Origin of the sequence: Micromonospora sp. NPDC047793 (assembly GCF_040642635.1) — a bacterium.
Lineage (GTDB): Bacteria > Actinomycetota > Actinomycetes > Mycobacteriales > Micromonosporaceae > Micromonospora.
Genome location: NZ_JBEYSG010000004.1, coordinates 352,044 through 365,669 on the forward strand (window position 1 = coordinate 352,044; position 13,626 = coordinate 365,669).

The following is a 13,626-nucleotide window of genomic DNA, read 5'->3' on the forward strand; positions in this document are numbered from 1 at the left end:
CGCGTGGCATGGCTGCGCGTGGCAAGGTCGGGGCCCGGCTGTGTGCAGCAGGGTCGGGTCTGACTGTGTGTAGCAGGGTCCGGGCCGGTCCTGTATAAGGTCTGGGCCCTTTCGAGCTGAGAGCAGGAACGGATCGCGGAAGGTGGCCACCAGGCTGCGGCATGTCGTGCCTGGCGACGCGATAGCGCGAACGGTTCAGCTCGACAGGAGCCGAGGAGGTATCCAGGGCCGAGGCCCGCAGGCCGTGATGGCCACGCCCTCGACGACGGCCACGTGTCACGACGGCCACGCCGTGACGGCGGCCATGCCGCACCGCGGCCATGCCGCACGACGGCCATGCCGCACGACGGCCATGCCGCACGACGGCCATGCCGCACGACGGCCATGCCCCGCAACGGCCATGCCCCGCAACGGCCACGGCCGTGACGGCCACGGCCGCGACCGTCACGGCGGCCCGAGCAGGGTCAGGCCGGGCGGAGCCAGAGGGCGCCGAGAGGGGGGACGCGTAGTGACACCGAGGCGGGCAGCCCGTGCCAGGGAATGTCCTGGGCGTACACGGTGCCGAAGTTGCCGACGCCGGAGCCGCCGTAGTGGTGGGCGTCGGTGTTGAGCACCTCGGCCCAGGCGCCCGCCGCAGGCAGACCGACCCGGTAGTCGTCCACGGGCCGGGCGGAGAAGTTGGCGACGCAGACCAGGGTCGCGCCGTCGGGAGCGATCCGGACGAACGAGACGGTGTTGTTGGCGACGTCGTCACCGGCGAGCCAGCGGAAGCCGGCGGGCGAGGTGTCCTGCGTCCACAGGGCAGGGGTGTCCCGGTAGACCCGGTTGAGGTCGCCGACGAGGCGTTGCACGCCGGCCCGGGCCGGGTCGTGCAGGAGGTACCAGTCGAGGCCGCGCTCCTCGCTCCACTCCCGCTCGTCGGCCAACTCGCAGCCCATGAAGAGGAGCTGCTTGCCGGGGTGCGCCCACATGTACGCCAGCAGTGCGCGCACGTTGGCCAGGCGCTGCCACTGGTCGCCGGGCATCTTGGCGAGCAGCGAGCCCTTGCCGTGCACCACCTCGTCGTGGCTGATCGGCAGCACGTAGTTCTCGCTCCAGGCGTACGCCAGGGAGAAGGTGAGCTGATGGTGGTGGTGCTGCCGGTAGATCGGGTCCTTCGAGGTGTAGAGCAGGGTGTCGTGCATCCAGCCCATGTTCCACTTGAAGCCGAAGCCCAGCCCGCCGTCGCTGGTCGGGCGGGTCACCCCCGGCCATGCGGTGGACTCCTCGGCGATCATCACCACGCCGGGGTGGTGCTTGTAGACCGTCGCGTTGGTCTCCTGCATGAACGCGATGGCCTCCAGGTTCTCCCGGCCGCCGTACTGGTTGGGCACCCACTGCCCGTCGGCGCGGGAGTAGTCGAGGTAGAGCATCGAGGCGACCGCGTCCACCCGCAGCCCGTCGACGTGGAACTCCGCCAGCCAGTAGTGCGCGTTGGCGACCAGGAAGTTGCGCACCTCGCGGCGGCCGAAGTCGAAGACGTACGTGCCCCAGTCGGGGTGCTCGCCGCGACGCGGGTCGGGGTGCTCGTAGAGCGGGGTGCCGTCGAAGCGGGCCAGCGCCCACTCGTCCTTGGGGAAGTGCGCCGGCACCCAGTCCAGGATCACCCCGATGCCGGCGGCGTGCAGCCGGTCCACCAGGTAGCGGAAGTCGTCCGGGTCGCCGAACCGCGACGTCGGCGCGAAGTAGCCGGTCACCTGGTAGCCCCAGGAACCGCCGAACGGGTGCTCCATCACCGGCAGGAACTCCACGTGGGTGAAGCCCAGCTCCACCACGTACGCGGTCAACTGCTCGGCCAACTCCCGATAACCGAGGCCCGGCCGCCACGAGCCGAGGTGCACCTCGTACACGCTCATCGGCTCCTGGTGCGGCTGCTGCCTCGCCCGCCGGGCCAGCCAGTCCGCATCCGTCCACTCGTACGTCGAGCGGTGCACCACCGACGCGGTGGCTGGCGGCACCTCCGCGTACGCGGCGAGCGGGTCGGCCTTGTCCCGCCAGTACCCGTCCGCGCCGAGGACGCGGTACTTGTACCGGGCGCCGGTCGACACCCCGGGCACGAAGATCTCCCACACGCCGGTGGAGCCCAGCGACCGCATCGGCCAGCCGTCGTCCGGTGCCCAGCCGGTGAAGTCGCCGACCACCCGGACACCCCGGGCGTTCGGCGCCCACACCGCGAACGCCACGCCGTCGTCGCGTACCCGGGCGCCGAGCGCCTCCCAGAGCCGCTCGTGTCGGCCCTCGCCGATCAGGTGCAGGTCCAGTTCGCCCAGGGTCGGCGGGTGGCGGTACGGGTCGTCGTGCGGCTGCCCGTCCACCTCGATGCGGTAGTCGAGGACCTCGCCGGGGACGGTCGCCTCGAAGACGCCGACGTCGTGTACCCGGGTCATCGGGTACCGCCGTTCCCCGACCAGCAGACACGGATCGGCCGCGCCCCGACGCATCGTGCGGACCACCGTGCGCCCGTTCGCCGGGTGGGCCCCGAGCACGGCGTGCGGGTCGTGGGTCTCCCCGGAGATCAGCTGGTCCATCGGGCGTCGTCCTTCGTGGCGGAGTCGGTGCCGCTGCGGGGACGGGCGGCAGTGGTGGGGACGGTGGTGGCGATCGGAGCGGCGGCCGTGGCAGTGCCGGGGGCGCCGGGCGCGGCCGTGGCGGTGCCGGCCGTGTCGGGTGCGGTGGCGTCGGGGCGGCGCAGCACCAGCACGTGCGCGGGTTGCAGGTACGGGTCGAGGCGGACCGCGTTGCGTTGTCCCCAGTCGTAGGTGGCGCCGGTCAGCGCGTCGTACACGGTGAACCGGTCGTGCCAGTCCAGGCCCAACGCGGGCATGTCCAGCGTGGTGTTGCCCCACTGCACGGTGTGCGAGTCGAACGAGCAGACCATCAGCACCGTGTTGCCGGTCGTCGGGTCGTGCTTGGACCAGCAGAGCAGCGCCGGGTTGTCGATGTCGTGGAAGACCAGGTTCCGCAGCCGGTGCAGGGCCGGGTTCTCCCGGCGGACCTGGTTCAGGGTGGCGATGAACGGTGCCAGCGACCGCCCCTGCGCGAGCGCGCCGGCCCAGTCGCGGGGGCGCAGCTCGTACTTCTCGTTGTCGATGTACTCCTCCGCGCCGGGGCGCGCGACGTGCTCGAAGAGCTCGAACCCGGCGTACATGCCCCAGGAGGGGGAGAGCAGCGCGGCCAGCACCGCCCGGATCTTGAACATCGGCGGTCCGCCGTGCTGCAACGAGGCGTGCAGGATGTCCGGCGTGTTCGGCCAGAAGTTCGGCCGCATGTAGTCGGCCGCCGCCACCAGTTCCTCGCAGTACTCGCGCATCTGCGCCGCCGAGGTCCGCCAGGTGAAGTACGTGTACGACTGGGTGAAGCCGACCTTCGCCAGCCCGTGCATCATCGCCGGTCGGGTGAACGCCTCGGCGAGGAACAGCACGTCCGGGTCGACCTGCTTGACCTCGCCGATCAGCCAGTGCCAGAAGTCGACCGGCTTGGTGTGCGGGTTGTCCACCCGGAAGATCTTCACGCCCTCGCCGACCCAGTGCAGCACCACCCGCAGCACCTCGGCGCGGATGCCCTCCGGGTCGTTGTCGAAGTTCACCGGATAGATGTCCTGGTACTTCTTCGGCGGGTTCTCCGCGTACGCGATGCTGCCGTCGGCGCGGGTGGTGAACCACTCCGGGTGCTCGCTGACCCAGGGGTGGTCGGGGGCGCACTGCAACGCCAGGTCCATCGCCACCTCCAGGCCGTGTTCGGCGGCGGCGACGACGAAGGCCCGGAAGTCCTCCGGCGTACCCAGATCGGGGTGGATGGTGTCGTGCCCGCCCTCGGCGGCGCCGATGGCCCACGGCGAACCCACGTCGTCCGGCCCGGCGACCAGCGTGTTGTTGGGGCCCTTGCGGTTGACCCGGCCGATCGGGTGGATCGGCGGCAGATAGAGCACGTCGAAGCCCATCGCGGCGACCCCCGGCAGCCGCTGCGTGGCGGTGGCGAAGGTGCCGGAGCGGGCCGGCGCGTCGACGGTGGCCGGGATCGCGCCCTCGGAGCGGGGGAAGAATTCGTACCAGGCGGAGAAGAGGGCCCGCTCACGGTCCACCCAGATGCGGTACTCCTCGCCGGTGGTGACCAGCTCGCGGACCGGGTGCGCCCAGAGCAGGTCGGCCAGCGCCAGCGCCGGAGCCACCCGCTGCGGCAGCGGCAGCGCGGTGTCGCGCAGCGCGCGGACCGCCTCGTCCAGGCCCGCCCGCTCGGCGGCCGGGACCAGGTCGGCGGCGGCCCGCAGTACGCGTACGCCCTCGGCCAGGTCGTTTGCCAGCTCGGTCGGCCCCTGGCCCGCGGCGATCTTCTTGGTCACCGCGTTGTGCCAGGTCAGGTACGGGTCGCTGAACGCCTCGACGGTGAACATCCACTCGCCGACGGCGTCCGGGACGATCGTGGCGTGCCACCGGTCCCGGCCCGGCTCACCCGGTCTCATCCGGGTGAACGGTCGCGCCAGCCCGTCCGGGCCCAGCCAGACCACGTTGCAGCCGAGTGCGTCGTGCCCCTCGCGGTAGGCGACTGCCGACACCGGCACCACCTCGCCGACGACCGCTCGGGCCGGGTAGCGACCGCAGGAGACGACGGGGGAGACGTCTTCGATCGGGAACCGTCCGCTCACCGCCTCAACCTACTGTGCGAGATCGGCTCGCGCTCGTTCGACCGCCGTACCGTGCCCCACTTGCCCCGCCGCCACCCTGCCGTGCACGGGTGGGGCGGCGGATGCGGGGTGAGCTGTGTTAGCAGGGGACCCCTGCTATGCACGAGGCGTTAATAGGGTGCCCTTCCTTACACCGACAGCGAGCTGTACAGGTCCAGCGTCTGGCGGGCGATCGCGTCCCACGAGAAGTGCTCCACCGCGCGCCGTCGGCCGGCCCGCCCGAGTGCGGCGGCCTGCTCCGGGGCGGCGAGCAAGGTGTTCAGCCGGTCCGCAAGGTCGGCCTCGAAGCGGGCCGGGTCCAGCGGGCGGCCCGATCCGTCGGTGGCCTGCTCGATCGGGACCAGCAGGCCGGTCTCGCCGTCGGCGACCACCTCGGGGATGCCGCCGGTGGCGGTGGCGACGACGGCGGTCTCGCAGGCCATCGCCTCCAGGTTGACGATGCCCATCGGCTCGTACACGGACGGGCAGACGAAGATGGTGGCGTGGGTGAGCACCTGGATCACCTCGGACTTGGGCAGCATCTCGGCCACCCAGACCACCCCGGAGCGGCCGGACCGCAGCTCGGCGACCAGGCCCTCCACCTCGGCGGCGATCTCCGGCGTGTCCGGCGCGCCGGCCAGCAGCACGAGCTGCGTCTCCGGCGGCAGTTCGCGGGCGGCGCGCAGCAGGTGCGGCAGGCCCTTCTGGTGGGTGATCCGCCCGACGTAGACCACGCTGGGCAGCGCGGGGTCGATGCCGAGTCGCGCCAGCACGTCGGTGCCGGGGTCGGGGGCGTACTGCGCGGTGTCGATGCCGTTGTAGATCACCTTGACCCGGTCCGGGTCCACCGACGGGTACGCGGCCAGCACGTCCCGGCGCATGCCGGCGCTGACCGCCACGACCGCGTCGGCCGCCTCGTAGGCGGTGCGCTCGCACCAGGAGGAGAGCGCGTAGCCGCCGCCGAGCTGGTCGGCCTTCCACGGTCGCAGCGGCTCCAGGCTGTGCGCGGTCACCACGTGCGGCACCCCGTACAACAGCTTCGCGGTGTGTCCGGCCAGGTTGGCGTACCAGGTGTGGCTGTGCACCACGTCCGCGCCGGCACACCCGGCGGCCATCTCCAGGTCCACGCCCATGGTCCGCAGCGCGGCGTTCGTCCCGGCCAGGGCCGGCGGGTCCGCGTACGCCCGGACTCCCGGCTCGGTGCGCGGCGCGCCGAAGCAGTGCACCCGGACCTCGGCGATCCGGCGCAGTTCCCGGGCCAGGTACTCGACGTGGACCCCGGCGCCGCCGTACACCTCGGGCGGGTACTCGCGGGTGAGCAGGTCGACGCGAAGGTGGGCGGAGTCGGTCATGCCCGGCACCCTAGTGCAGAAGTGTGCCCGTACGAGTGGTGAAGCGGCACGGGGATGGATAGCGTCTGGTCATGGCTGCCAAGGTGCTCGCGATCGTCCTGGCCGGCGGAGAGGGCAAGCGCCTGATGCCGCTGACCACGGACCGGGCCAAGCCGGCCGTCCCGTTCGGCGGGATGTACCGCATGGTCGACTTCGTCCTCTCCAACCTGGCCAACGCCGGCTATCTGAAGATCGTCGTGCTGACCCAGTACAAGTCCCATTCCCTCGACCGGCACATCACCAAGACCTGGCGGATGTCGACGCTGCTCGGCAACTACGTGACGCCGGTGCCCGCGCAGCAGCGTCGGGGCCCCTGGTGGTTCGCCGGTTCCGCCGACGCGATCTATCAGAGCTTCAACCTGATTTACGACGAGCAGCCCGACTACGTGATCGTCTTCGGTGCCGACCACATCTACCGGATGGACCCCCGGCAGATGGTGGAGGACCACATCGCCTCCGGTGCCGGGGTGACGGTGGCCGGCATCCGGCAGCCGCTGCACACCGCCGACCAGTTCGGCGTCATCGAGGTCGGCGAGGACGGTCGGCGGATCCGGGCGTTCCGGGAGAAGCCCACCGACGCGATCGGGCTGCCGGACGCCCCCGACGAGATCTACGCCTCGATGGGCAACTACGTCTTCACCACCCGCACGCTGATCGAGGCGGTGGAGCGCGACGCCGAGGACAAGACCAGCAAGCACGACATGGGCGGCAGCATCATCCCGATGCTGGTGGAGCGCGGCGAGGCAAACGTCTACGACTTCCGCGACAACGAGGTGCCGGGCAGCACCGACCGGGACCGGGGCTACTGGCGCGACGTAGGGACGCTCGACTCCTTCTACGACGCCCACATGGACCTGATCAACGTCCACCCGGTGTTCAACCTCTACAACTTCGACTGGCCGATCTACACCGACCAGCCGCCGTACCCGCCGGCCAAGTTCGTGCACCAGTGGGGTGAGCGGGTCGGTCGCGCGGTCGCCTCGATGGTGTCGCCCGGCGCGGTGATCTCCGGCTCGCTGGTGGAGAACTCCATCGTCGCGCCGAAGGTCAAGGTGCACTCCTGGGCACACGTGGACGGCGCGGTGCTGATGGAGGGCGTCGAGGTCGGCCGGCACGCGGTGGTGCGCCGGGCCATCCTCGACAAGAACGTCTACGTGCCCGAGGGTGCGGAGATCGGCGTGGACCTGGAACGGGACCGGCAGCGGTACACCGTCTCGGACAACGGGATCGTGGTCATCGGCAAAGGACAGAAGGTGGAGCCGTGAGCGCGAGGAGTGAGCTTGCGAGCCCCGCAGTCGCGAACGAAAGGCAGGCACCGTGAGTCACCCGCGCGCCGGTCAGCCGGCCCAGCCCGCCGACCTGGTCGACGTACCGCGGTTGGTGACGGCCTACTACGCCGAGCATCCCGACCCGGCCGACCCGGCGCAGCAGGTCTCCTTCGGCACCTCGGGGCACCGTGGGTCGAGCCTGCGCAACGCGTTCAACTCCGACCACATCCTGGCGGTCACCCAGGCGCTCTGTGACTACCGGCGGGAGCAGGGCGTCGACGGGCCGCTGTTCCTGGGCCGGGACACCCACGCGCTCTCCACCCCGGCGACCGTGGACGCCCTGGAGGTGCTCGCCGCCAACGAGGTCACCGTGCTGCTGGACAGCCGGGACGGCTACACCCCGACCCCGGCGGTCTCGCACGCCATCCTGACCCACAACCGGGGTCGCACCAGCGGGCTCGCCGACGGCATCGTGATCACCCCGTCGCACAATCCGCCGGACGACGGCGGGTTCAAGTACAACCCGACCCACGGCGGTCCGGCGGACTCCGACGTCACCCGGTGGATCCAGGACCGCGCGAACGCGATCCTCGCCGCCGGGCTCAAGGAGGTGCGGCGCATCCCGTACGCGCGGGCCCGCGCCGTCGACACCACCGGCACGTACGACTTCCTCGGCGCGTACGTGGACGACCTGCCGGCGGTGATCGACCTGGACGCGATCCGCGACGCCGGGGTGCGGATCGGTGCCGACCCGCTCGGCGGGGCGAGTGTCGACTACTGGGGCGAGATCGCCCAGCGGCACCGGTTGGAGTTGACCGTGGTCAACCCGACCGTGGACCCGACGTGGCGGTTCATGACGCTGGACGGCGACGGCAAGATCCGGATGGACTGCTCGTCGCCGAACGCGATGGCCTCGCTGATCGCGATGCGCGCCGACTACCAGGTGGCCACCGGCAACGACGCGGACGCCGACCGGCACGGCATCGTCACGCCGGACGCCGGACTGATGAACCCGAACCACTACCTGGCGGTGGCGATCGCCCACCTGTTCCGTACCCGGGAGCAGTGGGGTCCGGACGCCGCCGTCGGCAAGACGCTGGTCTCCTCCTCGATGATCGACCGGGTCGCCGCCGACCTCGGGCGTCCACTGCTGGAGGTGCCGGTCGGCTTCAAGTGGTTCGTGCCCGGGCTGCTCGACGGCGTGGTGGGCTTCGGTGGCGAGGAGAGCGCGGGCGCCTCGTTCCTGCGTCGCGACGGCGGTACGTGGACCACCGACAAGGACGGCCTCCTGCTCTGCCTGCTCGCCGCCGAGATCATCGCGACCACCGGCCGGACGCCCAGCGAGCACTGGGCCGAGTTGGCCGACCGGTTCGGTGCGCCCGCGTACGCCCGGATCGACGCGCCGGCCACCCGGGAGCAGAAAGCCGTGCTCGGCAAGCTCTCCCCGGAGCAGGTACGCGCCACCGAGCTGGCCGGTGAGCCGATCACCGCCACGCTCACCTCGGCACCCGGCAACGGTGCGCCGATCGGCGGGCTCAAGGTGACGACCGCCTCGGGTTGGTTCGCCGCCCGCCCGTCGGGCACCGAGGACGTCTACAAGATCTACGCCGAGTCGTTCCAGGGGCCCGAGCACCTGGCCCGCGTCCAGCAGGAGGCGCAGGAACTGGTCACCGAGGTGCTGTCCGGCGCCTGAGGGCCCCGCGGGTGCGCCGCGTGCCGTCACCCGGTGTGGGTGACGGCACGGTGGTGGCGCGTCAGCGGGCCAGCGGGATGCCCGGCTGGCGTTCGCGGGCCGTACCCGGCAGGACGCCGCAGAGCGCGGCGAGTTGGTCGACGATCAGGCCCGGGTCGCCGAACGGGTCGAGGGCACTGACCTCAAGTGGGTCGAGGGCCGGCACCGTCACGTGCGAGATCAGCGGGTGCAGCGGCCGGTGGTCGGTCTCGCCGTGGCCCAGCAGGTCCTCGTGCAGCTTCTCGCCGGGGCGCAGTCCGGTGTAGACGACCTGCACCGGGCTGGCCGCCTGGGCGACCATGCGGCGTGCCAGGTCGTCGATGCGGACCGGCTCGCCCATGTCGAGCACCAGCGCCTCTCCGTCGCGTCCGATGCTGGCCGCCTGGAGGACCAGGTGCACCGCCTCCTGCACGGTCATCAGGTACCGCGTCACGTCGGGGTGCGTGACGGTCAACGGCTGTCCCGCCTCGATCTGCCGCTGGAAGGCGGTCACCACGGAGCCTCGGCTGCTGAGCACGTTGCCGAACCGGACGCTGAGGAAGGTGCCCGGGTGGGTCGCCGCCGCGTGGGCGGTGAGCATCTCGGTGAGGCGCTTGGAGTAGCCGAGCACGCTGATCGGGTTGGCGGCCTTGTCGGTGGAGATGTTGACGAAGCGGGCGACGTCCCGGCAGGCGTCCAGGACGGTGAGCGTGCCCCAGACGTTGGTCTTGATCGCCTCGCCGGGGTGCCGTTCCAGCAGGGTCAGGTGCTTCAGCGCGGCGGCGTGGAAGACGATCTCGGGGCGGCGGTCCCGCATGATCCGCCGGATCCCCTCGTCGTCGCGGAGGTCGGCGAGGATGAGTTCGGGGCCGTCGAGCAACGCCCGTCCGGTGAGGGACATCTGGAGGCTGTGCAGCGCGGACTCGTCCCGGTCGAGCATCATCAGCTCGCCCGGGTTGGCACGCATGATCTGTCGGCAGAGTTCCGCGCCGATCGAGCCCCCGGCGCCGGTGACCAGTACCCGCCTGCCGGCCAGGCCGTTGTCGTCGAGCGTCAGGTCGCCGACCACCTGGCGGCGGCCGAGCAGGTCACTGATCTGCACGTCGCGGACGTCGCTGACCCTGATCCGGTGGTCCACCAGTTCCCGGACCGGCGGAATGATCTTGAAAGCGGCGCCGGTCCGGAGGGTGATCTCCCGGATCTCCCGGATCAGCGTGGCGTCGGCGTTCGCCACCGAGAAGATCAGCGTGGTCGCGCCGGTGCGGCGGACCGCGTCGGCGAGATGCTGCCGGCCGCCCAGCACCGGGACACCGGCGATGCGCAGGTCACGCCGCTCCGGGTCGTCGTCCAACGCGCCGACCGGCAGGTAGCGTCCCTTCGGGTCGCCGAGCATGGCCCGGACCAGCCCCTGACCGGCCTCGCCGAGACCGAAGAGGAGCACCGGCGTGGCCGAGCGGGCGTCCGGTCGCATCGCCCGGTCCCGGCGATGCCGGTGCAGCAGGCGGGAGCAGAGCATGAACAGCAGTGCCAGCGCGCCGCCGACAACCGGGATGCTGGCCGGAATCGGGCGGTCGCCGACGGCGAGCAGGGCGAGCAGTACCACTGCCGACGTGGTGGCGGTCGTGCCGGCGAGCCCGCGGACCTCCTCGATGGTGCCCAGCGGCTGCCGGCCGGAGTAGATCCGCCGTAGCGCGCTGATGCCGACGTGCAGCACGGCGGTGGCGGCACCGAGCAGCATCACGTCGGCGGCATGGTCGGCGGTGAGTACCTGTCCGTACCGGGCCCAGCCGGCCACCGTGAAGCCGCCGACCCAGGCGAGGGCGTCGGCGGCGAGGAAGACGGCGGTACGGCGTCGGTTCACTCTGGTCCGGTCCTGGGGCGTCGGCGTTATCTCGGGTGGCATGACGATCTCCCCTGTCCTGTCCGTGGCCGGTGGAGACCCACATCAGGTCAGGGGCCACGTACGTCCCCTAACTGCTTAGTCGAATTAAGGTCGTGCGATTCCCTGTTTCACGTTTATCTGTCCGGTCGTTCATTTCCGGAAGCGCGAAAAATTGTCGCGTGCGGGGAAACGGGAAACATTCTCCTGATGCGGAGGCGTCGAATTCACTCCGGAGGTGGTAGCCGGCGGTCGAGGCGGTGACGCAGTTCCTCGGGGAGTAGCTCCCGCAGTTGCTCGGGCAGCAGCGGCAGGTCCAGCAGGCTCAGCTTGAGCTGGCTGCGCTCCTGGAAGCGACCGGGGTCGAGGCGTACCACCAGGCCCGCGTCGTGCCGGTAGCGGATGTCGACCGCGCCGGAGGTCGACCTCTCGCGGATCAGCAGCCCGTCGACCTCCACCGCCACCGGCCCGGAGCCGGGCCGCAGCTCCAGCCGCACGTTCTCGTCGGGGGAGAGCACCACGGCACGGGAGATGCCGGACATCGGCGCGCTCGGGGTCACCACCACCGCCCGGGTGGCCGGGGAGATCAACGGCCCGCCCGCCGCATAGCTGTAGGCCGTCGACCCGGCCGGCGTGCTGACCACCACCGCGTCGCAGCGGTAGTAGCCGTAGCGGCGCCCGTCGACGGCCAGGGTGGCGGTGACGAAACCCTGGCCGGGCGCGCGGATCAGCGCGATGTCGTTGAACGCGACCACGTCGTCGCCGCACACGTCGCAGGCCAGGCAACTGTGCCCCGCCACGGTGTAGTCCCGGGTCAGCAGCCGGTCCAGTGCCGCCGGCACCTCCGGCGGCTCCACCTCGACCAGGAACCCGACCTTGCCCAGGTGCACGCCGAGCACCGGCTTGGGGTCGTTCACGGCCATCCGGAGCGCGCCCAGCATGGTGCCGTCCCCGCCGATGCTGATCAGCACGTCGGAGCGGGCGACGAGGTCCGCCGCCGGCATCGCCTGGACCGAGTCGGGGACCCGGTGCCGGTCCTCGACGCGTACGGCCAGGGTGGCGTCGTGCCGGACGGCCCAGGCCGCGATGGTGTCCACCACGGGCGAGGTGTCCCGGGTGGGATGGAGCACCAGCCCGAGCCGGATTCCGTCCATGTGCTCAGCTCACCACAGTCCGGTCGACCGCACCGGGCCTACCGGCCCACGTCCGTCAATTGCGTATGTCGAGTTCTGCCGAGCGCGATGTGACGACTATTCGCGAATTCGCCTCGCGGTGTCGCTTGTCTGGCATTCGTCGACCACGATGCTATTTTGGCTATTCCGTCTCGACCCCGAACGAATATCGCGGAGGCCGACGTATGAGTGGTGAGCCGGGCCAGGTTCGCGTTCGAGAGGCGACGTTTCCACCGCCCGGTCGGCAACCGGCGGGTCATGGTGCGAACGGACGCCGTCCCGTCGTGCCGCCGCGCCGACGGGTCGCCCTGGTGACGCACGGACTGCACCGCAACGGCGGGGTGGGCTCGGTGGTCGACTGGCTGTACGAGGGGTTGACCGCCTCCGGCCGGTACACCGTGGACGTGCACGACCTGGCGACGTCCGTCCGGGACACCGCCAGCCGGCGGTTGCTGGCACCCCGGTCCTGGCGGCGCGCCAGCCTGCTGCGTCGATGCGACACGGTGCCGCACGAGCGGTACTGGGGTGCCAACGCGGTCGAGGTGGAGGCCATGCGGTACCGGCCCCGGTCGGAGCTGACCGCCGCGTTGTCCAGATACGACTGCATCCAGGTCGTCTGCGGCACGCCCGCCTGGGCTGCTCCGGTGCTCGCCGCCGGTCCGCCGGTCGTGGTGCAGATGGCGACGCTCGTCGCGTGGGAACGGGCACACCGTCCACTGCGGCCCTGGCGTCCGGCGGACCTCTGGCGCGCGGCGATGACCCGGCTCACCTCCCGGATCGAGCGGTCGGCGCTCGGCGCGGCGGACGCGGTCCTGGTGGAGAACCAGGTGATCTTCGACTGGGTGGAGTCGCTCGGACTGCCGAACGTGCTGCTCGCGCCCCCCGGCGTGGACACCGCCCGGTTCACCCCGTCGCCGTCCGGCTGGCGTGCCGACGGATACCTGCTCTCGGTCTGCCGGCTCGGCGATCCCCGCAAGGGGCTCGACCGGATGGTCCGGGCCTATGCCGAGGCCCTACGACGTCGGCCGGACCTGCCACCGCTCGTCCTCGCCGGCAGGGGGCGCCTCACCCCGGGCGTCGCGGCGCTCGTCGCGGGGACCGGACTGGGTGATCGGGTCCAGGTACGGGCCGACGTCCCCGCCGACGAACTCGTGGCGTTGTACCAGGGCGCGTCCGTCTTCCTCCAGACCTCCTACGAGGAGGGCCTCGGCCTCTCCGCCGTGGAGGCGATGGCGTGTGGTCTGCCGACGGTGATCACGGCCACCCACGGCGCGCGCGAGTGCGTCGCCGACGGCCGGACCGGCTGGTTGGTGCCCCTCGAACCCGCTGACGAGGTGAGCGACGCCGTCGCGGCCCGGCTGCTGGACATCCTGGACACCTCCGGTCCGGCGATGGCGGAGGCCGCACGTCGTCGCTGCGAGCGACTCTTCTCCCGCCGGATCGCCCTGCGCCGGTTCACCGACACCTACGATCGCCTGCTGGCCGACCGGACGGCTGACCGGTGAC

At 71.4% G+C, this 13,626-nt stretch carries 8 protein-coding genes; 3 read left to right on the plus strand and 5 right to left on the minus strand.

Annotation, left to right across the window (positions count from 1 at the left end; translation table 11 throughout):
- Window positions 1-464: 464 nt before the first annotated feature.
- From glgB to glgA, 3 genes are all read right to left on the minus strand, one after another.
- Entirely contained in the window at window positions 465-2,567 is a 2,103-nt protein-coding gene (gene glgB / locus ABZ738_RS11700) for a 1,4-alpha-glucan branching protein GlgB (RefSeq protein ID WP_131057532.1), read from the minus strand.
- The gene (locus ABZ738_RS11705) at window positions 2,555-4,681 is read right to left on the minus strand and encodes an alpha-1,4-glucan--maltose-1-phosphate maltosyltransferase (RefSeq protein ID WP_357212595.1); all 2,127 of its coding nucleotides are present in this window, start codon (window positions 4,679-4,681) and stop codon (window positions 2,555-2,557) included. Before ABZ738_RS11705 ends, glgB begins: the two co-directional genes overlap by 13 nt.
- A gap of 167 nt (window positions 4,682-4,848) precedes the next feature.
- Complete coding sequence (gene glgA / locus ABZ738_RS11710) at window positions 4,849-6,051, minus strand: glycogen synthase (protein WP_131054210.1); 1,203 nt, start codon at window positions 6,049-6,051, stop codon at window positions 4,849-4,851.
- Between the two features lie 71 nt (window positions 6,052-6,122).
- Here glgA and glgC point away from each other — a divergent pair, with 71 nt between their 5' ends.
- Together glgC and pgm are read left to right on the plus strand one after the other, a co-directional pair.
- Window positions 6,123-7,355 carry a glucose-1-phosphate adenylyltransferase gene (gene glgC / locus ABZ738_RS11715; protein ID WP_131054211.1) on the plus strand — a complete coding sequence of 411 codons (1,233 nt, stop codon included), beginning with the start codon at window positions 6,123-6,125 and terminating at the stop codon, window positions 7,353-7,355.
- Between the two features lie 52 nt (window positions 7,356-7,407).
- The gene (pgm, locus tag ABZ738_RS11720) at window positions 7,408-9,051 is read left to right on the plus strand and encodes a phosphoglucomutase (alpha-D-glucose-1,6-bisphosphate-dependent) (RefSeq protein ID WP_357212598.1); all 1,644 of its coding nucleotides are present in this window, start codon (window positions 7,408-7,410) and stop codon (window positions 9,049-9,051) included.
- 61 nt (window positions 9,052-9,112) lie between these two features.
- Here pgm and ABZ738_RS11725 read toward each other — a convergent pair whose 3' ends face one another.
- Window positions 9,113-10,972, minus strand: a complete 1,860-nt coding sequence (locus ABZ738_RS11725; protein WP_131054213.1) for a polysaccharide biosynthesis protein — start codon at window positions 10,970-10,972, stop codon at window positions 9,113-9,115.
- Between the two features lie 203 nt (window positions 10,973-11,175).
- Window positions 11,176-12,102: an NAD(+)/NADH kinase gene (locus ABZ738_RS11730; RefSeq protein ID WP_131054214.1), complete on the minus strand. Its 927-nt coding sequence runs from the start codon at window positions 12,100-12,102 to the stop codon at window positions 11,176-11,178.
- A gap of 329 nt (window positions 12,103-12,431) precedes the next feature.
- Here ABZ738_RS11730 and ABZ738_RS11735 point away from each other — a divergent pair, with 329 nt between their 5' ends.
- Window positions 12,432-13,625: a glycosyltransferase gene (locus ABZ738_RS11735; RefSeq protein ID WP_357212601.1), complete on the plus strand. Its 1,194-nt coding sequence runs from the start codon at window positions 12,432-12,434 to the stop codon at window positions 13,623-13,625.
- Window position 13,626: the final 1 nt, after the last annotated feature.

Coding starts and splice junctions, on each gene's coding strand:
- glgA (WP_131054210.1), bottom strand. CDS start 6,051: ATGACCGACTCCGCCCACCTTCGCGTCGACCTGCTCACCCGCGAGTAC.
- ABZ738_RS11730 (WP_131054214.1), bottom strand. CDS start 12,102: ATGGACGGAATCCGGCTCGGGCTGGTGCTCCATCCCACCCGGGACACC.
- glgC (WP_131054211.1), top strand. CDS start 6,123: ATGGCTGCCAAGGTGCTCGCGATCGTCCTGGCCGGCGGAGAGGGCAAG.
- glgB (WP_131057532.1), bottom strand. CDS start 2,567: ATGGACCAGCTGATCTCCGGGGAGACCCACGACCCGCACGCCGTGCTC.
- ABZ738_RS11725 (WP_131054213.1), bottom strand. CDS start 10,972: ATGCCACCCGAGATAACGCCGACGCCCCAGGACCGGACCAGAGTGAAC.